The following is an 18,340-nucleotide window of genomic DNA, read 5'->3' as shown; positions in this document are numbered from 1 at the left end:
AACCGCCGATGGGGCCGCCTATGAGCGCTGCGCGCACCGCCTTCTATCCCGGCTCGTTCGATCCGCCGACCAATGGGCATGTCGAGGTGGCGCGGGCCGCCGCGCGCCTGGCGGACCGGCTGGTGGTCGGGGTCGGGGTTCATCCGGGCAAGACGCCCCTGTTCGCCGCCGCCGAGCGGCTCGACATGCTGCGCGAAGTGTTCGCTCCGGTCGCGGCGGAGCAGGGCGCGGCGCTCGACTGCGTGACGTTCGACGGGCTGGTGGTCGACGCGGCGCTCAGCCATGGCGCCGGCATCCTCATTCGCGGCCTGCGCGACGGCACCGATCTCGACTACGAGATGCAGATGGCGGGAATGAACGGCACGCTGCGCCCGGAAGTGCAGACCGTGTTCCTGCCGGCCTCGCCGATCGCCCGCCCCATCACCGCCACTCTGGTCAGGCAGATCGCCGCCATGGGTGGAGACGTCTCCGCCTTCGTTCCGCCCGCCGTGCTGAGCCGCCTGAAGGCGCGCTTCGGCCGGACCGACTAGACGCGGACGCCGCCGAACGAGCGTCCAACGGAGTTCTCCCGATGATCCGAAGCCTTTTCGCCGCCGTCGTCCTCGCCTGCGCCTTTGCTCTCCCGGCCGCGGCGCAGGCGCCCAAGCTGCCGCCGAATGTCGACCCGCAGAACACCATCGTCATGCAGACCACCAAGGGTCCGGTGGTCTTCGTGCTGCGTACCGACATCGCTCCCAAGCACGCCGAGCGCATCAAGAAGCTGGCGCGCGAGGGCTTCTACGACAACGTGCCGTTCCACCGCGTGATCGACGGCTTCATGGCCCAGACCGGCGACGGCCAATATGGCAACGGCACCGGCGGATCGCGCTATCCCGACCTCAAGGCCGAGTTCTCCAACGTGCCCTTCAAGCGCGGCACGGTCGGCATGGCCCGCGCCTCGAGCCCGGACAGCGCGAATTCCCAGTTCTTCATCTGCTTTGGCGACGCCTCGTTCCTGAACGGCCAGTACACGGTGATCGGCCAGGTCGTCTCCGGCATGGAGAACGTCGACAAGCTCAAGCGCGGCGAGCCGGTGCAGAACCCGGACAAGATCGTCTCGATGAAGGTCGCCTCCGACGTCAAGTGAGGCGCTTCCGCGTCCGCAACGTCCATTTCCAAGGAGAAAGTCATGTCCGACAACACGAATTTCCTGCTGCTCGAAACCACGCAGGGACCGGTGAAGATCAAGTTCCGCCCGGATCTTGCTCCGAACCATGTGGCCCGCATCGCCGAGCTCGCCACCGAAGGCTTCTATGACAATGTGCCGTTCCACCGCGTGATCGAGGGCTTCATGGCCCAGACCGGCGACGGCCAGTTCGGCAACGGCACCGGCGGCTCGGGCAAGAAGCTCAAGGCCGAGTTCAACAAGGGCAAGCACGTGCGCGGCACCGCCTCGATGGCGCGGGCTCAGAACCCGGATTCGGGCGACAGCCAGTTCTTCATCTGCTTCGCCGACGCCTCCTTCCTCGACGGCCAGTACACCGTCTGGGGCGAAGTCGTCGAAGGCATGGAAAACGTCGACAAGATCAAGCGCGGCGAGCCGGTGCAGAACCCCGACAAGATCGTGAAGGCTTCCGTCTCCGCCTGATCGACGCCGTTTCGACCGAACTGGTCCCGGGGACGCGCGCGAGCGCGCTCCGGGATCGTCGTTTCCGGGCTTAGGCGCCGCCCGCCGCCCGCCCGTCTTTTCGCGTTCAGCCATCGCCGCCGAAGCCCATGCATGTCGACCTTTTCGATTTCGAGCTCCCGCCCGAGCGCATCGCCCTGCGTCCCGTCTCGCCGCGCGACGCGGCCCGGATGCTCGTCATACGCCCCGGCGCCGAGCCGGAGCTGACGGACGCCCATGTGCGCGACCTGCCGGAGGTGCTGGCGCCCGGCGACGCACTGGTGGTGAACGACACCCGCGTCGTGCCGGCCCGGCTCGACGGCATCCGCCGGCGGACCTCCTCGCAGGGCGAGGGCGTGCATGTCGAGGCGATGCTGCACAAGCGCATCGCCGCCGATACGTGGCTGGTGCTGGCGCGCCCGGGCAAGCGCCTCGCGCCGGGCGACGTGATAGAGTTTTCCGCGCCGGATGGCGTGCGGCATCTTTCCGCCACGCTGGAAGCGAAGGGCGAGGGCGGCGAGGTCACGCTGCGCTTCGAGCTTGGCGGTGCCGAGCTCGACGCCGCCATCGCCGCCATCGGCCACATCCCGCTGCCGCCCTACATCGCGACGCGGCGCCCCGACGACGCGCAGGACCGCAGCGACTACCAGACCATGTTCGCCGCCCATGAGGGCTCGGTCGCCGCGCCGACGGCGGGGCTGCACTTCACGCCCGAGCTGATCGCCCGGCTGGAGGCGCGCGGCATCGCCACCCACCGCCTGACGCTGCATGTCGGGGCGGGCACCTTCCTGCCGGTGAAGGTGGAGGACACGGCCGACCACCGCATGCACGCAGAGTGGGGTGAGGTCTCGGCCGAGACCGCGGCCGCGCTTAACGCCGTGAAGGCGCGCGGTGGGCGGGTCGTCACCATCGGCACCACGGCGACCCGGCTGATCGAGAGCGCCGCCTCGCCTGAGGGCGACTTGCAGGCCTGGCGCGGCGAGACCGACATCTTCATCACGCCCGGCTACCGATTCCGCTATATCGACGGCATGCTGACCAACTTCCACCTGCCGCGCTCGACCCTCGTCATGCTGGTTGCCGCCTTCATCGGGCACGAGCCGCAGAAGCGGGCCTATGCGCACGCGATCCGCGCCGGCTATCGCTTCTATTCCTATGGCGACGCCTGCCTTTTGCTGCCACAAGCGCGTCCATGAACGACCTGTCCACGATCGACTTCCACTACCGCCTGAAGGCCACCGACGGCGCGGCGCGCCTCGGCGAGGTCGTCACCCCGCGCGGCATCGTCAACACGCCGGCCTTCATGCCGGTCGGCACCGCCGCCACGGTGAAGGGCATGTATCCCGAGCAGGTGCGCGAGCTCGGCGCCGACATCGTGCTCGGCAACACCTATCACCTGATGCTGCGTCCGACCGCCGAGCGGGTGGCGGAGCTGGGCGGCCTGCACGCCTTCATGCGCTGGCCCCACCCGATCCTCACCGATTCCGGCGGCTTCCAGATCATGTCGCTGGCCGCGCTCCGGAAGATGAACGAGAAGGGCGTGACCTTCCGTTCGCATATCGACGGCAGCTATCACGAACTCTCGCCCGAACGCTCGGTGGAGATCCAGGGCCTGCTCGGCTCCGACATCCAGATGCAGCTCGACGAATGCGTGCGCCTTCCCGCCAGCCGCGAGGAGATCGCCCGCGCGCTGAACCTCTCGCTGCGTTGGGCCGAGCGTTCGAAGAAGGCGTTCGAGCGCCAGCCGAAAGGCCGGGCGCTGTTCGGCATCGTGCAGGGGGGCGACGACGCGGCGCTGCGCGAGGAATCCGCGCGCGGTCTCGTCGACATCGGCTTTCCCGGCTATTCGATCGGCGGCCTCGCCGTCGGGGAGCCGCAGGCCGTGATGCTCGCCATGCTGGAGGTGGTGAACCCGATCCTGCCGGCGAACCGGCCGCGCTACCTGATGGGCGTGGGCACGCCAGAGGACATCATCGAGAGCGCGGCGCGCGGCGTCGACATGTTCGACTGCGTGATGCCGACCCGCGCCGGCCGGCACGCGCAGGCCTTCACCCGCTTCGGCAAGATCAACCTGAAGAACGCCCGCCACGCCGACGATCCGCGCCCGCTGGACGAGGAGAGCGACTGCCCGGCCGCACGCGACTATTCGCGTGCCTATCTCCACCATCTCACCCGCTGCGACGAGATGCTGGGCGCGATGCTGCTGACCTGGGTGAACCTCGCCTATTACCAGAGCCTGATGGAGGGCATCCGCACGGCGATCGGCGAGGGCCGGTTCGAGGCCTATCGCGCCGAAGTGAAGGACGGCTGGGCGCGCGGCGACATCCCCGCGCGCGGCTGAGGGCACGCCCTCCAAGGCACGAATCGAAAGCGGCCGGGCTTGGAACCCGGCCGCTCACGCTTCGATGGTCTGCCACGATCAGCCGTGCAGCTTGCCGGCGATGGTGGCGACATGGCGACCCTGATAGCGGGCGCCGTCGAGCTCCACCGCCGAAGGCTGGCGGCTACCGTCGGCATTGGCGATGGTCGAGGCGCCGTAGGGCGAGCCGCCCTTGATCTCGTCGACGCCCATCTGGCCCTGGAAGGCGTAGGGCAGACCGACCACCACCATGCCGTGATGCATCAGGGTCGGGATGAAGCCGAGAATGGTCGATTCCTGGCCGCCATGCTGGGTCGCCGAGGCGGTGAACACCGAGCCGACCTTGCCGACCAGCCCGCCGGAGAACCACAGGCCGCCGGTCTGGTCGATGAAGCTGCGCATCTGCGAGGCGACGGTGCCAAAGCGGGTGGGCGCGCCGAAGATGATGGCGTCGTAATCCTTCAGCTCGTCGACGGTGGCGACGGGCGCCTTCTGGTCGAGCTTGAAGTGGTTCGCCTGGGCGACTTCCGTCGGAACGGTCTCCGGCACGCGCTTCACCACCACCTCGGCGCCGGCCTCGCGGGCACCCTCGGCGACGGCCTCGGCCATGGTCTCGAGGTGGCCGTAGGTCGAATAGTAGAGAACGAGAACTTTAGCCATCGGATCAACTCCCTGCATCTCGCTGCGAACCGCGAGGGCGATCCGCTGAATGTCGCGGTGCAAGCTAAGACCGGCATGGCGGGCACAAAAGCCATATGATCGACAGAGTGGTATTGCATCCGCGCAATCGAAACCCGGTCGACGGCCGCCATCTTCGCGTGGGAGGCGGACATATGGGACAACCTCGCGCGCGGCTTGCCTTCGGCGGGCGAAACCCTTAATCCCCCGGTACGTGGGAGAGCCCGTAGCTCAGCCGGTAGAGCACGTGACTTTTAATCATGGGGTCCTGGGTTCGAGTCCCAGCGGGCTCACCACGCGTAAGGCATTGATAGATATAAGATAATCGGCGTCTTGCGCCGCTCGCCGGAAGAGAACATGAGGCGGTTTGAACCCGTCTCACGTCTCGCCCGAGATCCGCAGGGCTTTCTCTTGTTCGCTCGCGGCTTCGGCGGCCGTTTTCGAACGATGGACGAACCCGCCGATCAGCCGGCGACGGCGGACGCAACCGAGGCGACGGGCGCCGCTTGGAGGGCCTGAATGCCGCTCCAGCCATGCCAGCCGACATACACACCCACGGCGACGAGGAGCGCGCCGGAGAGATAGGGCGCCCGCCGGGCGGCCGTCGAGAACCAGCTCCACCGCTTCGAGGCGTGCTGGACGCTCAGCGCCGCCGCCGCACCGACCACGACGAGCGTGACGGCAAGGCCGATCGAGAAGCAGAGCACGAGGCCGAACCCCAGCGTGAACTCGCGCAGTTGCAGACAAAGCAGCAGCACCGTGATGGCGGCCGGGCAGGGGATAAGCCCGCCGGTCAGGCCGAAGAGAACGATCTGCCAGGTGGTCACGTTGCGATCGGCGAAGCGCTTGCGGATGTCGTTGGCATGCGCCAGCTCGTGCGCATCCTGATAGCCGTCCGTTCCGACCTCGAGGCCGCGCAGTTCCTCGTGCAGATGGTCGTGCCCCTCCGAGCTCTTGAGGAACGACACATCGAAGTCATGCGAATGATTGCCGTGCCCGAGCGCCAGGCGAACCATGAAGTCGAACGGCTCGGGAATCGCCTCCACGCTCTCGATGTAGCTGCCGCGCTCGGCGAAGGCGAAGCTCTGGCTGCGGCCGTCCGGACGCTCGATGGTGAGCTTCACCTCGCCCGCCGTCCACGGCTTGCCGCGCTCGGGGCTGAAGCGCCAGTGGGCGTCGCCGTGCCCATGATCGTGCAGTTCCAGCTTGTGGAGCCCATGGCCGGTGTCGATCATCCGCACATCCGACGTGCCGTGCCCATGATCGTGGCCGCCGTGATCATGATCGCCATGATCGTGACCATGGCTGTGATCATGCCCATGGCTGGAACCGTGATCGTGCCCCATCGCCAGCTTCGCGCGCTGCTGGTCCTCGTAGGTCCGCCAGAGCATCCATGCCGCCATGGCAACGATGACGAACGCCGAGACGAGCTGCAGATACGGCTCGAAGGTTTCTGGGGCGATCCCCCGCCAGAGGTACGTGCCGCCGAGCGCGATGATCCAGACGATCAGCGTGTGCGATGCCGTGGCGGCGAGGCCGAGGAGAACCGCCTGGCTCACGGTGCCGCGGACGGCGACGATGAAGGCGGCCATCATCGTCTTGGAATGCCCGGGCTCCAGCCCGTGGAGCGCGCCGAGCAAGATGGCGCTGGGAATGAAGAGCCACGCGTGGGTGGTACTTTGCTGGATCAGCTCGGCGAATGTGGGCATGGGACCTCAGAGATATTTGATGATTTCCTTGAAATCGTCGATCGAGCGCCGCTCATCCCGCTCCAAAGGCGCCACGACTTCATCGAGGCAATGATCGAGATGGTCCTGGATAAGGGTCTTCTTGGCCTGACTGATCGCCTTTTCCACGGCGTGGAGCTGCTGGGCGATGTCGAGGCACGTCCGACCGGACTCCAGCATCTCGATCACCGTGCGCAGGTGGCCGTGAGAACGCTTGAGGCGCTTCACGATCTGCGGGTGGCTCGCGTGGACATGCGGATGCTCGTTCATGGCTGACTCCTATCCCCCCTAGGGGGTTATGTCCATCCCCTCTGGGGGGATATGTTGATGGCAGATTTTCGCACGGGGTCGCCGCGCGGCCAACGCGGCGCTGTTAAAGCATTGATGGATTGGTGCGCGAGCCATTGCGCTTCGCTTCAGTCCCGTGCCGGCATTGCTGTGCCGTCGCGGCCGGGTGGCCGAGACTCGCGATCGCGGCGCAAATTTTCGACCTCGCCGACCACGACCATGCGGGCCGCCGGAACAAATTGCGGTCTCGGAATTTCTATCAGCGGTTGTCAACGCCTGCGTCGCAGGTCGGCCTGTCGCTGCGGCAACCCCAGCACGCTGTTCCCTGAAGATGTGAGTTGACACCTGCATTGCCGGTCGTGTTCTATCGTCCTTATCTGCCAGAGTCGCGCTAACCTCGGCGATATATGTAGTAATTATTGCGCATAGATCTGTACGCGCCGCAGAAATGTGCAGTATTGAATTCGACAAATAAATAAATAATGAAATTCGAAATATTGTCGACTTCATGTAGAGGTAATATAGTCCTTACGACGTGAGCGGTTACGCCGGGCAGGCGGTGCGGGTTCTTTCGCCTCGTTTGCCCGGCCTTCTTCCTCGGAGCGGCGGTGCCTCATGCAGCAGAATGCCATCTATCTCCACTTTCCCGATCGTGCCGCCGCGCTGGCCATGGGCGCGGCACTCGCGGGCGGGGAGAGAGTCGAGCAGCTCGCGCCGGAAGGCGTCTATGCCGGCACCTATTGGCGGATGGACGATATTGGCACGCTCTACCGGCCGACCGGCGCCATGGACGGGGTGGGCGCGCCGCTCTACGAGGCGCTGGCGGGCTATTACGTCAATATGGTGTGGTGCGGGCCCGTTGAGACGCTGCCGGACGCCATCGACGCCTTCCGCATCTATCCCGACACGCCGTTTGCCGTGCAGGCCGGGCGTGCTTCCTGAGCGATCCTTCGCCCCCCTAGGGCGGCGGACTTTCGTGGTCTAGCGGGCTGCCGGACGGCTCGACGCCAGCGTCTCGACCGACTTCAGGTGCCGCTGGGAGACCGGCGTCGACAGGCCGTTGCTGAGGCGGAGCATCCCGGTGCGCCCGGTGCGGGCGAAGCTCTCCACCGCCTCATCCGCCACCCACCAGGAACGGTGCACCTGCCGCCCGGCCGTCGGCGCAGTCTCGGCCATCGCGTCGCTCAGGCGCAGCAGCAGGAGCGCCGAGCCGCGCTCCGTGTGCACGCGCACATAGTGGTCTTCCATCTCGAGGCAGATCAGCCGGCCGCGCAGTTCCGGGGCAAGGCGCTGGACGAGGCGGCTCTCCACAAGCTGTGGCACGGCGGGGCGCACGTCCGGCACGATGGCGGCCGGCAGCGCGCCCGCCATTTCCCGAGGGGTGGGCGGGCAGATCGCGGCGGTTTCGGGCGTGCGGGCGAGAGCGGCGCGGGCGATCAGCCACACGCCGGAGCCGACGAGGACGATCTGCACGTATTTCTCGCCGAGTTCGAGAAGGGTCACCTGCCATCCGGTGAACAGGTAGGTCGCCGGCGCGACGATAAGGAGCATCGGGAAGGCGGCGAGTGCGATGATCGCCGCCCTCTTCGCCGCCGGGCGCGCCTCCGCGAACAGGCCCGCATTGCCGAGCAGTTCCTCGGTGATCGCCATCACGACGAACCAGCTCGCCAGCATTCCGCTCCAGTAGATGAGCCCGGAGAGAAAGGGCTCGTCATCGGTGCCGAACGGACCGACCCAGGCGAAGGCCGGGCCGAGGGCGAGGGCGAACCCCACCTCCGCGGTCCAGCGCGGCAGCCGGACGGCGGGGTGGAAACTGGCGAATTCACGCATCGTGAACGGTCCCGATTCCTGTGTCGGGGCACCGTTGACGAAGAGTTTGGCGCAATTGCGAAACCGGGCTGGAGGCGGCCGGGTGCGGCGGGGATTGTGCGGCGGTCCGCAAGACCTGCGTTTTCACTCACGAAGAGCCGCTGCATGAGAAACGCCGACCTGACCTGCATCAGGCCGTTCTCGATCGTCCCTGCCATGATGATCGCGATCCTGTCGCTCGCCCCGAGGCCGGCGAGAGCCGACGAGGCCGCGCCGCCCGAAACGGCCCCGCGCGAAACCGCCGAGCCCATGAGCGGCTGGGACTTCGACACCGCCAGCGCCGATCTGCGCTCCACGGTGAGCGAGCAGCTCACCTTCGCCAACCAGCGGCTGGCGGAGTGGAAGGTCATCCTCGGCGGCGGGGCGATGATCGCGCCGAAATATGAAGGCTCGAACGAGCTCGACGTGCAGCCGATCCCGTTCTTCGCCGCAAGCTTCGGCGAGTGGGTGAAGGTCGACCCGCGCGCGGTCTCGATAAGCCTGTACGAGCTCGGCAATCTGCGCTTCAGCGGCCAGGTCGGCTACGACCGCGGGCGCAAGGAGGACGATTCCGACAAGCTGCGCGGCCTCGGCGACATCGACGTCGGCGCTGTAGTCGGCGGCACGGTGCAGTTCGGCACCGACCCGTTCGACTTCTACGCCTCGTTCAGCCAGATCATCGGCGGCAGCGACGGCATCGAGGTCACGTTCGGCGGCGACTTCGCGCAGACCATTGACCGCTTCCGCCTGTCGGCCGGCCTGTCGACCACCTGGGCCGACGGGGACTACATGCAGACCTTCTTCGGCGTGACGCCGGAACAGTCCGCGCGCTCGGGCCTGCCCGCCTATTCGATCGGCGCGGGCTTCAAGCGCGTCGATCTCGACCTCGCCGTCACCTATGCGGTCAGCGAGCACTGGGTCGTGCGCGGGCAGGTCGGCCTCGGCTACCTGCTCGGCGACGTCGCCGACAGCCCGATCGTGCAGGAAGAGTTCCAGCCATCGGTCACATTCGCCGTCGGCTACCGCTTCTGAGCGGCGCCGACGCGGAAAGCCCGGTGCCCAGGTCTGCGAGCCCCCGAGGGCCCGGGCACCGGGCTGCTATTCCCGGAAGCGGAACCGGACGCGGGTCTACATGAACGTCACCTGCCCGGTGGAGATGTCGTAGACGCCGGCCGCAGCCGTCAGCTTGCCCACGCTGTGCAGATCCGACAGGATCGGCGCCGCGGTCTTCGCCCGCTCCGCGTTCAGCTGCGCGTTCTTCGCCGTCGCGGCGGCGAGCAGATCTTCCGCCTTGTCGTCCATCGCGGCATACACCGCCGGCCGGATGGCATTGACGAGGCTCGGCAGGTGGCCGGGCGGCAGGGTCCTGTCCTTGATCGACTTGATCGTGGCGTCGACCGCGCCGCAGGACGAATGGCCGAGCACCAGGATCGTGCCGATGCCGAGCACGGCGGCGCCGTATTCGAGGCTGGCGAGGCCGTCCTCGTTGATGAAGTTGCCGGCGACGCGGACGATGAACAGCTCACCCGGTCCCTGGTCGAAGATCAACTCGGGAACGACGCGCGAATCCGAGCAGGTGACGATGGCGGCGAAGGGCTGCTGCCCGAGCGAGCGCTTGGAGCGGCCGACCGAATGGTCGGTGTTGATCGGCGCATTGGCGACGTAGCGCGCATTGCCTTCCTTGAGACGCGTCAGCGCGTCCTGCGAGCCGGCGGGAGCCGCCGTCTGGGCGGAAGCCCGGGACATGAAGGCACCCGTCAGCGAGAGGGCGAGGCCGCCCGCGATCAGACGTCGCCGGTCGAGCAAACCCATCGAACAGTCACGGCACATGGCCAACCCCCCAGTTGTTTGTTGCCAGGATGCGCAAAAAGGGCGCGCACGCTTTTTTCAATAGGAAGCTGAGGCAATGCCGACTATCCGGAAACCGCAAAGCTGGCGGTGGCGGCGGCCGATTTCCCTTGTCGCTCCGTTCATTAGGAGGTGAGCGTCGCGGACGGCGTCTCCTCGAACATCTGTTTGTAATCGCCGGCGAAGCGACCCAGATGCAGGAAGCCGAGCCGCATCGCCACCTGCGTGACGCTGGTCTCCTCCGGCGTGGCGGCGAGCAGCATCGCCCGCGCCCGGCTGAGGCGGCACAGCCGCAGATAGGCGAGGGGCGAGATGCCGACATATTCGCGGAACGCGTATTGGAGCGTGCGCTCGCACACGCCCACGGCGGCGCAGATGTCGGCGAGGGTGGGAAGATCGTCGCCCTCCATGCGCTCCTCGACGAAGGCGCGCGCCGACTGGCAGATCCGCAGCGCCCGCGCCCGGGTGGGGGGCGGCGGAGAGGCGGTGCCCTGCCTAGCCGCCACCACCACGGCCTGCACCACGGACTGGAAGACGAGCCGGTCCAGCACGCGGGGATCGGGATGGTCGCCGTCGTCGGCCTCGGCGCTCTCCAGCCACAGGTCCACCGCCTGCCGTAGCTCGGGGAGGGCGGCCGGCAGGGCCGTCAACGCGCGCGGCGCGTCCTCCCACCGCTCGGGATCGAGCGCGCAGGCCGCGTGCTGGAACGCCTGCTGGCTGAAGCCGACATAGAAGGTGCGCGCCCCGGCGGGCACGCGCAGGTCGAATTCGGTGTTCTCCGGCATGAAGAAGATCGCATCCTCCGCACCGGCGCAGCGGTCGGTGAAGCGGAACGCCGGATCGGGCGTGCATTGCGAGACCGTGCACAGATCGGCCGGCGTGGCTCCCAGCTTCTGGACCGCCGCATATTGCGTCTCGCGCACGATCTGCGCCCCCGACAGGCCGAGGCTGTCCATGCGCGCGACGCGCCGGCCGGGGCTGAGCTGGAAGCACTGCATGGAGAAGCGCGGCTGCAACGCCGCCTGAAGCGCGGCGTCCTCGATCTCCACCGAGCGCAGGTCCTCCTCGCGCGGATGCTCGCCGCACATATCCCCGTCCCCGTCCCCGGGAGGAGGGAGCGGAGTGCCGGGGGCTGCCTCTCCCGCCGGGAGAGCTCCGGTGTGCCAAGCCGATTCCATGTGCCCTCGTGTCGACCCGCCGCACGGTAGAGCAGCGGGCACGACTATACCTGCGAAACCTGGCAAACCGCCACCCGACCTTCCCAAGGGGCGAGAGCGGTTCCGTCCGGGCCGTTACGGCGAAGGGCGTGCGCGAATACATCTTGGCCGGCACGGCGCTACCGGCGATAATCTCACCGCGAGGCCGGAGTCCGACGGCCGCGAGCTTAGGATCGCCCGCGAGGCGCCATGAGTGCGGCCAACGTCTCCCGCTCCCGTCTCCTGTCGTCCTTTCCGGTCGACCTCGGCTGGCGCAATGTCAGCTTCGCGCTGCGGATCGGGATTGCCGGCGTCGCGGCCCTCGCCATCGCCTACCAGCTCGAGATGCAGGACCCCCAATGGGCGATCCTGACCGTCTATCTCCTCGCCCAGCCAACCGCGGGCGGCGCGCTCGCCAAGAGCGCGTATCGCGTGGTCGGGACGGTCGGTGGCGCCTTCGCCGGGCTGCTGATCCTGAAGCTCTACGCCGAGGCGGCGGTGCCGCTGGTGGGCTGCGTCGCGCTCTGGTTCGGCGGCTGCTTCTATGCCGGCGCGCGGCTGCGCAACTACGCCTCCTACGGCTTCATGCTGTCGGGCTACACCGCGCTGCTGGTGGCGCTCGAAGGCGCGACCGACCCGATGAACGCCTGGTCGATCGCCGCCGACCGCACCGGCGAGATCATCATCGGCATCGCCTGCGCCACCGCGGCGACCGTGCTGGTGATGCCGCGCTATGCCGGTGTCGTGCTGCGCGAGCAGATGGCGCGGCTCGTCAGCGAACTCGCCCATTACGGGGCGACCGCGCTGCGCCCGGGCACTTCGCTCGCCGCCTTCGCGGCGCTGCGCCGGCAGATGGTGGAGGCGATCGTCAGCTTCGACGCGCTGCGCTCCTACACAGTGTTCGAGGCGCCGGAAATGCGGGCCGACGACGTGCTGCTGCGCCGCGCGGTGCGCGAGTTCCTGCGCGTGCTCGCCGTGGCGCGCGGGCTCTACATGCGGATCGGCGACTTCCGCGTCGAAGGCGCCGGGCCGGTCCTCGCGCAGATGCAGCCGGCGATGGAGGCGACCGCGGCGACGCTCGACCGAATCGCCGCGAACCCCAACGCCTTCGCCGACCTGCACGCCGTGCGCAGGGAATTGCTGGCCGCGCGGGCCGGCCTCGGCGCGGGCGCGCAGCGGCTGGAGGCGATGGCCGGCACGGTGCCGTTCGAGCCGCTGGCCGACGGGCTGCTCATCCTGCGCCGCTCAGGGGACCTGCTGCACGGCCTCTCCATGGTGATGGTGAGCGAGGCGGCGAGCGTGCGTGCGCGCCGTCCGACCTCGGTGCGGCGCCCGCAGCACACATTGCCGGCCTCCGCGCGCGTCGAGGCGGTGCTGATCGGCCTGCGCGCGGTGCTCGCCATCGTCCTCGCCAGCCTCTTCTGGGCCGCGACCGAATGGACCTACGGCTTCAACGCGCTGACCGGCGTCGGGCTGATGCTGTTCTTCTCGGTCAACCAGGACCGGCCCGGCAAGCTCGGCCTGCCGGTGATGATCTGGACCGTGCTCGCCCTCGTCATCTCCTATGCCGCGATGGTGCTGGTGCTGCCGCGCATCGAGGGGTTCGAGGCGCTCGCCCTGTTCCTCGTCCTTCTCCTCCTGCCCGGCGGGCTGATGGCCGGCACGCCGCAGTTGATGTGGCCCGGCGTCATGCTGGCCGGCTTCATCGGCGCCCAGCTCGGCACCGGCAACGTGTTCCGGCCGGACGACATCGCCTTCTTCAACTCCAACCTCGCCTTCGTGCTCGGCATGGCGACGTGCCTCGGCTTTCTCGCCCTGGTGCCGGTCACCTCGACGGCGACCCGCACCGCCTTCTGGAGAAAAGTGATCGGCCGGCTGCTGCCGGAAGCGGCGCGCGGGGTGCGCCACGAGCGGCGGATCCTCGGGCAGGTCCTCGACATGCTGGCGGAGCTGCTGCCGCGCCTGTCGCTCGACCGGACGCCGGATGAGGATTTCCTGCGCGGCGCGCTCGGCGCCGCCTCGACGGCTCTCGAGCTCGGCCGGCTCAACCGCCTGCGCCGCGACCCGGACCTGCCGCCCGAGGTGGCAGCGCTGCTCACCACCTTCCTGGCGCGCTTCGCTGGGATGCTGGAAAGCCTGCCGCAGGCGGGGGAGGCGCGGGCAGGGCGGCTCGCGGAGGCCGAGGCCGAGGTGCGCTCGGCGCGCGCCGTCCTCGCCGGGCTGGCGCTGCGGCCGGGCGAGCCGGGTGCAGCGCTGACGGTGCGCGCCGGCGCGTCGCTGCGCTTCATCTCGGACCGCTTCGACATCGACCGGGCCTTCCTCACCCGTTCGCTCGCGGAGGAATGAGCGTTGCTGTTCGCGCCGCAGATCGCCTTCCACGCGCCCGAGGCGTTCGGCTTCTACCTGCCGCCGCTTTTGATGTGGGGGCTGGTCGCGCTGCCGCCGTTCTTGGTATTGCGCTGGCTGCTGGGCCTGGCGGGCTTCTACCGCCTCGTCTGGCACCGGCCGCTGTTCGACACGGCATTCTACGTCATCCTGCTCGGCGTGCTCCTGCTCGCCTTGCCGATTCTCGCGGGAGGACAGGGATGAACCGGGGCGGCGCCCTGCTTCGCGTCGGCATCACCTGCGTCGCGGTCGCGGCCGCGCTGGCGATCGGCTGGCAGCTCTGGATCTACTACACGCTCTCGCCCTGGACCCGCGACGCGCGGGTGCTGGCCAACGTGATCGAGATCGCCCCGGACGTGTCCGGGCTGGTGAGCGCCGTCAACGTTGCCGACAACCAGCTCGTCCACAAGGGCGACGTGCTGTTCGTCATCGACCAGCAGCGCTTCAAGGTCGCGGCCGAGCAGGCGAGGGCGCAGGTGGCGCTGAAGGTGCAGGCGCTGAAATACGCGCAGGACACCGCCAATCGCGACACGAGCCTCGTCCGCGACGACAGCGAGGCGATCTCGGTGCAGACGGTCGAGCGCACCTCGGTCTCGGCGGCCGAGGCCGAAGCCGAACTGCAGGCCGCGCAGGCGGCGCTCGACACGGCCGAGCTCAACCTGACCCGCAGCGAAGTGCGCGCGCCGGTCGAGGGCTACGTCACCAATCTCAACGTCTTCGTCGGCAACTACACCACGGTCGGCAAGGGCGCGATGGCGCTGGTCGATCGCAACTCCTTCTATGTCTATGCCTATTTCATGGAGACCAAGCTGCCGGCGATACGCGACGGCGATCCCGCACGGGTCGAGCTGATGGCCGGCGGGGTGGTGATCGATGGTGTGGTCGAGGGGCTGAGCCGCGCCATCGCCAACACCACCGACCAGAGCGGCCTGCTCGCCAATGTGAACCCCGAGTTCGACTGGATCCGGCTCGCCCAGCGCATTCCGGTCCGCATCAAGCTCGGCCCGCTGCCGTCCGGCGTCGAGCTCGCCGCCGGCATGTCGGCGACGGTGATCGTCACTCCGCGGCGATGATCGCGCACACGTGAGCACGGTCGTCCCATAGCCAAGGCCGATGATGTCGTTCCCCGCGCCGGGCTCGATTCCGGCGCCGAGGCCGGCCGTCTACGTCGCGGCCTCGCGACGAGAAAGGTAATCCATTCTGCATCCGGTTGAATTTCATGCTGACGCATAGGTCGCGTGCGAGATGATCGGGTCACAAGTGCGAGCGAACGGTGCTAGGTTCCCCGCCGCAAGCTTTTGTTAACCAACGAAGCGAGCGGCAGGGTGGACGGGTATTCGATCAGCAGGCGTTTCAGGCCGATGCCGCGCGGGCGCATCGGCACCATCATCACCGTGCTGGTGGCCGTCGCCTCCCTTTCGGTGGTCGCGGTCATGGTCGAGACGGTCCGCATGGCCTATCGCGACGCCGAGTACCGCGCCGAGCGCGAGGGCCTCGGCCTGCTGCAGGCGAGCGAGAGCTACATCGCCAGCCGGCTCAGGGTCTGGGACCTGGCGCTCGAGATGAGCGTCGATCTGGTGCAGGACCCGCGCTTCTCGTCCACGCCGGTCGCCGACAAGAACGCGCTGCTGGCCAATCTGGCGTCGAAGATCAGCTTCATCGGTTCGCTGCTGGTGCTCGACAGCAACGGCAACATCGTGCTCGACCCGCTGTCGCCGCAGCCGCGGCTGGGCAATTTCGCCGACCGCGACTATTTCCTGGCGCAGAAGCCGAGGGATGCCGGGCTCTATATCAGCCAGCCCTTCCGCAGCCGCCTGCGCAACAACGACCCAAGCATCGGCATCAGCCGCCGAATCTCGAATCCCGACGGCTCGTTCGGAGGAATCGTCCTCATCGCCATCCGCCTGAACTCGATCCGGGACCTGTTCAGCAGCCTCGATCCGGGCCAGCGCGGCTCCATCACCCTGTTCAATGCCGCCGGCCGCGTACTGATGCGCCAGCCGTCGCTGGACGGCACGGGCGACACCGACATCGACCTGTCGAGCAGCTCCACCTTCGCGCGCATGCTCCAGGAGAGATCGGGGACATTCACCGCGGTAGCCATCACCGACGGCACCGAGCGGCTCTATAATTTCTCCCAGATCCCGGGCACCGATCTCTTCATGGCGGTCGGACTCGCCTGGAACGACATCCTCTCCGGATGGTGGTTCCGGCTCTACATGACCGTCGCCTTCACCTTGACGCTCTGCCTTCTCGCCCTCGTCGTCGCGATCCGGTTGCAGCGGGAGCTGGCGCGGCGGGAGCGGGTCGAGAACGAACTGGCGAAGCTGGCGCGCACCGATCCGCTGACCGAGCTCGCCAACCGGCGCGTCTTCGACGAGAGCCTGGAGCGGGAATGGCGGCGCACGAAGCGCACCCACAAGGAACTCTCGCTGCTGCTGGTCGATTCCGACCACTTCAAGCAGGTCAATGACCGCCATGGCCACACCATCGGCGACCGCGTGCTCAAGAAGATCGGCGACGTGCTGGCTCGCCATGCCCGCCGCGCGGGCGACCTCGCCGTGCGCTATGGCGGCGAGGAATTCGCGATGATCCTGCCCGATACGCCGGCCGAGGGCGCGTGCAAGCTCGCCTCCGAAATCTGCCAGGCGGTCGAGGAGGAGACCGGGCACATGACCTCGCTCTCCCAGGCCTGCACGGTGAGCATCGGCGTCGCCTCCTCCCACGCGCATGTGGCGACCGCGAGCCAGCTCGTGAAGGAAGCGGACGCCGCGCTCTACCTCGCCAAGGAAGCGGGCCGCAATTGCGTCAAGTGCTTCGAGCCGCCGCTGAAGGGAACGGCGTTCCCGGCGACGTAGGGGGCTGGCGCCGGACGAGAGTCGGGGAGGGGACGGGCACGGCCCCGCCTGCCGCAACGCGAGGCGGAGGGCGGCGGAGCACTGTCATCGTGGCACCCCTTTCGCATGTCACACGGGTCGAGTAGAAGCGCCCACGAACCCTCCGTGGGCGAGCGAGGAACTGGGGAAGCGCATGACCGCCATAGTCGATATCGTTGGGCGTGAGATTCTGGACAGCCGCGGCAACCCGACCGTCGAGGTCGATGTGGTGCTGGAGGATGGCTCGAAGGGTCGCGCCGCCGTTCCCTCGGGCGCCTCGACCGGCGCGCACGAGGCCGTGGAGCTTCGGGACGGCGACAAGGAGCGCTATCTCGGCAAGGGCGTGACCAAGGCGGTCGACGCGGTCAATGGCGAGATCTTCGACGCCATCGGCGGCATGGATGCCGAGGACCAGGTGGCGATCGACCAGATCCTGATCGACCTTGACGGCACGCCTAACAAGGCGCGGCTCGGCGCCAACGCCATTCTCGGCGTCTCGCTGGCGCTCGCCAAGGCGGCGGCGGCAGCGCGCGACCTGCCGCTCTACCGCTATATCGGCGGCACCAATGCCCGCACCCTGCCGGTGCCGATGATGAACATCGTCAATGGCGGCGCCCATGCCGACAATCCGATCGACTTCCAGGAATTCATGATCCTGCCGGTCGGCGCGCCGACCTTCGCCGAGGCGCTGCGCACCGGCTCGGAGATCTTCCACACGTTGAAGAAGGCGCTCAAGGACGCCGGGCACAACACCAATGTCGGTGACGAGGGCGGCTTCGCGCCGAACCTGCCGTCCGCCGACGCGGCGCTGGGCTTCGTGATGAAGGCGATCGAATCGGCCGGCTACACCCCGGGCGAGGACGTGTGCATCGGCCTCGACTGTGCCGCGACCGAGTTCTTCAAGAACGGCAAGTACGACTATGAGGGCGAGGGCACCGTCCGCGACGTCGAGGCGCAGGTGGCCTACCTCGCCGACCTCGTGGCGCGCTACCCCATCGTTACCGTCGAGGACGCCATGTCCGAGGACGACTGGGAGGGCTGGAAGCTGCTCACCGACGCGATCGGCTCCAAGTGCCAGCTGGTCGGCGACGACCTGTTCGTGACCAACGTCACGCGCCTGTCGGCCGGCATCAAGCAGGGCGTCGGAAACTCGATCCTGGTCAAGGTGAACCAGATCGGCTCGCTGACCGAGACGCTGAACGCGGTCGAGATGGCCCACAAGGCCGGCTACACGGCGGTGATGTCGCACCGCTCGGGCGAGACCGAGGATTCGACCATCGCCGACCTCGCCGTCGCGACCAATTGCGGGCAGATCAAGACCGGCTCGCTGGCCCGCTCCGACCGCACCGCCAAGTACAACCAGCTCCTGCGCATCGAGCAGGAACTCGGGCCGCAGGCGCTCTATGCCGGCCGCGCGGCGCTGAAGGCGCTGGGCTGAGTCGCGAGGACTGCCGCCGCGGCGCCCGCCTCTCAGGCGTCGCCGGCATCCA

At 68.0% G+C, this 18,340-nt stretch carries 18 protein-coding genes and 1 tRNA gene; 13 read left to right on the top strand and 6 right to left on the bottom strand.

The window, feature by feature from the left end:
- Positions 1-20 precede the first annotated feature (20 nt).
- The 5 genes from coaD to tgt all read left to right on the top strand — a co-directional run bounded on the left by coaD (position 21) and on the right by tgt (position 3,986).
- Positions 21-530, top strand: coding sequence for a pantetheine-phosphate adenylyltransferase (gene coaD / locus NVS89_RS17950; RefSeq protein WP_258734129.1), 510 nt, complete (start codon positions 21-23; stop codon positions 528-530).
- Positions 531-571: 41 nt separating this feature from the next.
- On the top strand, positions 572-1,126 hold the full coding sequence (locus tag NVS89_RS17945) for a peptidylprolyl isomerase (RefSeq protein ID WP_258734128.1): 555 nt from the start codon (positions 572-574) through the stop codon (positions 1,124-1,126).
- Between the two features lie 42 nt (positions 1,127-1,168).
- Entirely contained in the window at positions 1,169-1,627 is a 459-nt protein-coding gene (locus tag NVS89_RS17940; RefSeq protein WP_258734127.1) for a peptidylprolyl isomerase, read from the top strand.
- Positions 1,628-1,755: 128 nt separating this feature from the next.
- The gene (gene queA / locus NVS89_RS17935) at positions 1,756-2,841 is read left to right on the top strand and encodes a tRNA preQ1(34) S-adenosylmethionine ribosyltransferase-isomerase QueA (RefSeq protein ID WP_258734126.1); all 1,086 of its coding nucleotides are present in this window, start codon (positions 1,756-1,758) and stop codon (positions 2,839-2,841) included.
- Entirely contained in the window at positions 2,838-3,986 is a 1,149-nt protein-coding gene (tgt, locus tag NVS89_RS17930; RefSeq protein WP_258734125.1) for a tRNA guanosine(34) transglycosylase Tgt, read from the top strand. The genes queA and tgt overlap by 4 nt, the downstream gene beginning before the upstream one ends.
- Before the next feature lie 78 nt (positions 3,987-4,064).
- Here tgt and wrbA read toward each other — a convergent pair whose 3' ends face one another.
- Entirely contained in the window at positions 4,065-4,664 is a 600-nt protein-coding gene (wrbA, locus tag NVS89_RS17925) for an NAD(P)H:quinone oxidoreductase (RefSeq protein ID WP_258734124.1), read from the bottom strand.
- 238 nt (positions 4,665-4,902) lie between these two features.
- Between wrbA and NVS89_RS17920 the strand changes: the two genes are divergently transcribed.
- Positions 4,903-4,978: transfer RNA gene (locus tag NVS89_RS17920), tRNA-Lys, on the top strand.
- 168 nt (positions 4,979-5,146) lie between these two features.
- On the opposite strand, the gene NVS89_RS17915 is transcribed toward NVS89_RS17920, so the two are convergent.
- Both NVS89_RS17915 and NVS89_RS17910 read right to left on the bottom strand, forming a co-directional pair.
- On the bottom strand, positions 5,147-6,391 hold the full coding sequence (locus tag NVS89_RS17915) for a nickel/cobalt efflux transporter (RefSeq protein WP_258734123.1): 1,245 nt from the start codon (positions 6,389-6,391) through the stop codon (positions 5,147-5,149).
- Positions 6,392-6,397: 6 nt separating this feature from the next.
- Entirely contained in the window at positions 6,398-6,679 is a 282-nt protein-coding gene (locus NVS89_RS17910) for a metal-sensing transcriptional repressor (protein ID WP_258734122.1), read from the bottom strand.
- 633 nt (positions 6,680-7,312) lie between these two features.
- Here NVS89_RS17910 and NVS89_RS17905 point away from each other — a divergent pair.
- The gene (locus NVS89_RS17905) at positions 7,313-7,639 is read left to right on the top strand and encodes a hypothetical protein (RefSeq protein WP_258734121.1); all 327 of its coding nucleotides are present in this window, start codon (positions 7,313-7,315) and stop codon (positions 7,637-7,639) included.
- A gap of 39 nt (positions 7,640-7,678) precedes the next feature.
- Here the strand turns inward: NVS89_RS17905 and NVS89_RS17900 are convergent, their stop codons facing one another.
- A complete protein-coding gene (locus NVS89_RS17900; protein ID WP_258734120.1) occupies positions 7,679-8,527 on the bottom strand; it encodes a LytTR family DNA-binding domain-containing protein in 849 nt (282 codons plus the stop codon).
- A 144-nt stretch (positions 8,528-8,671) separates the two neighbouring features.
- On the opposite strand from NVS89_RS17900, the gene NVS89_RS17895 reads away from it, so the two are divergent.
- Positions 8,672-9,577: a MipA/OmpV family protein gene (locus tag NVS89_RS17895; RefSeq protein ID WP_258734119.1), complete on the top strand. Its 906-nt coding sequence runs from the start codon at positions 8,672-8,674 to the stop codon at positions 9,575-9,577.
- 96 nt (positions 9,578-9,673) lie between these two features.
- Here NVS89_RS17895 and NVS89_RS17890 read toward each other — a convergent pair whose 3' ends face one another.
- Complete coding sequence (locus NVS89_RS17890; RefSeq protein WP_258734118.1) at positions 9,674-10,291, bottom strand: carbonic anhydrase; 618 nt, start codon at positions 10,289-10,291, stop codon at positions 9,674-9,676.
- A 227-nt stretch (positions 10,292-10,518) separates the two neighbouring features.
- Positions 10,519-11,481: an AraC family transcriptional regulator gene (locus tag NVS89_RS17885; protein WP_258734117.1), complete on the bottom strand. Its 963-nt coding sequence runs from the start codon at positions 11,479-11,481 to the stop codon at positions 10,519-10,521.
- Between the two features lie 318 nt (positions 11,482-11,799).
- Here NVS89_RS17885 and NVS89_RS17880 point away from each other — a divergent pair, with 318 nt between their 5' ends.
- The 5 genes from NVS89_RS17880 (at position 11,800) to eno (ending at position 18,288) form a co-directional block, all read left to right on the top strand.
- Positions 11,800-13,935 (top strand): FUSC family protein, encoded by a 2,136-nt coding sequence (locus NVS89_RS17880; protein ID WP_258734116.1) that lies wholly within the window; start codon positions 11,800-11,802, stop codon positions 13,933-13,935.
- 3 nt (positions 13,936-13,938) lie between these two features.
- A complete protein-coding gene (locus NVS89_RS17875) occupies positions 13,939-14,178 on the top strand; it encodes a DUF1656 domain-containing protein (RefSeq protein WP_258734115.1) in 240 nt (79 codons plus the stop codon).
- The gene (locus NVS89_RS17870; RefSeq protein ID WP_258734114.1) at positions 14,175-15,047 is read left to right on the top strand and encodes an efflux RND transporter periplasmic adaptor subunit; all 873 of its coding nucleotides are present in this window, start codon (positions 14,175-14,177) and stop codon (positions 15,045-15,047) included. Before NVS89_RS17875 ends, NVS89_RS17870 begins: the two co-directional genes overlap by 4 nt.
- 288 nt (positions 15,048-15,335) lie before the next feature.
- Positions 15,336-16,832 carry a sensor domain-containing diguanylate cyclase gene (locus NVS89_RS17865; protein ID WP_258734113.1) on the top strand — a complete coding sequence of 499 codons (1,497 nt, stop codon included), beginning with the start codon at positions 15,336-15,338 and terminating at the stop codon, positions 16,830-16,832.
- A 172-nt stretch (positions 16,833-17,004) separates the two neighbouring features.
- Entirely contained in the window at positions 17,005-18,288 is a 1,284-nt protein-coding gene (gene eno, locus NVS89_RS17860) for a phosphopyruvate hydratase (protein ID WP_258734112.1), read from the top strand.
- Positions 18,289-18,340 lie beyond the last annotated feature (52 nt).

This window comes from Ancylobacter mangrovi (assembly GCF_024752355.1).
GTDB lineage: Bacteria > Pseudomonadota > Alphaproteobacteria > Rhizobiales > Xanthobacteraceae > Ancylobacter > Ancylobacter mangrovi.
This window is presented reverse-complemented; position numbering and strand designations above follow the sequence as displayed.

Coding starts and splice junctions, on each gene's coding strand:
- NVS89_RS17900 (WP_258734120.1), bottom strand. CDS start 8,527: ATGCGTGAATTCGCCAGTTTCCACCCCGCCGTCCGGCTGCCGCGCTGG.
- NVS89_RS17895 (WP_258734119.1), top strand. CDS start 8,672: ATGAGAAACGCCGACCTGACCTGCATCAGGCCGTTCTCGATCGTCCCT.
- NVS89_RS17870 (WP_258734114.1), top strand. CDS start 14,175: ATGAACCGGGGCGGCGCCCTGCTTCGCGTCGGCATCACCTGCGTCGCG.
- NVS89_RS17865 (WP_258734113.1), top strand. CDS start 15,336: ATGCCGCGCGGGCGCATCGGCACCATCATCACCGTGCTGGTGGCCGTC.
- NVS89_RS17940 (WP_258734127.1), top strand. CDS start 1,169: ATGTCCGACAACACGAATTTCCTGCTGCTCGAAACCACGCAGGGACCG.
- coaD (WP_258734129.1), top strand. CDS start 21: ATGAGCGCTGCGCGCACCGCCTTCTATCCCGGCTCGTTCGATCCGCCG.
- NVS89_RS17905 (WP_258734121.1), top strand. CDS start 7,313: ATGCAGCAGAATGCCATCTATCTCCACTTTCCCGATCGTGCCGCCGCG.
- NVS89_RS17910 (WP_258734122.1), bottom strand. CDS start 6,679: ATGAACGAGCATCCGCATGTCCACGCGAGCCACCCGCAGATCGTGAAG.
- NVS89_RS17890 (WP_258734118.1), bottom strand. CDS start 10,291: ATGTCCCGGGCTTCCGCCCAGACGGCGGCTCCCGCCGGCTCGCAGGAC.
- tgt (WP_258734125.1), top strand. CDS start 2,838: ATGAACGACCTGTCCACGATCGACTTCCACTACCGCCTGAAGGCCACC.
- NVS89_RS17945 (WP_258734128.1), top strand. CDS start 572: ATGATCCGAAGCCTTTTCGCCGCCGTCGTCCTCGCCTGCGCCTTTGCT.
- NVS89_RS17880 (WP_258734116.1), top strand. CDS start 11,800: ATGAGTGCGGCCAACGTCTCCCGCTCCCGTCTCCTGTCGTCCTTTCCG.
- wrbA (WP_258734124.1), bottom strand. CDS start 4,664: ATGGCTAAAGTTCTCGTTCTCTACTATTCGACCTACGGCCACCTCGAG.
- queA (WP_258734126.1), top strand. CDS start 1,756: ATGCATGTCGACCTTTTCGATTTCGAGCTCCCGCCCGAGCGCATCGCC.
- NVS89_RS17915 (WP_258734123.1), bottom strand. CDS start 6,391: ATGCCCACATTCGCCGAGCTGATCCAGCAAAGTACCACCCACGCGTGG.
- eno (WP_258734112.1), top strand. CDS start 17,005: ATGACCGCCATAGTCGATATCGTTGGGCGTGAGATTCTGGACAGCCGC.
- NVS89_RS17885 (WP_258734117.1), bottom strand. CDS start 11,481: ATGTGCGGCGAGCATCCGCGCGAGGAGGACCTGCGCTCGGTGGAGATC.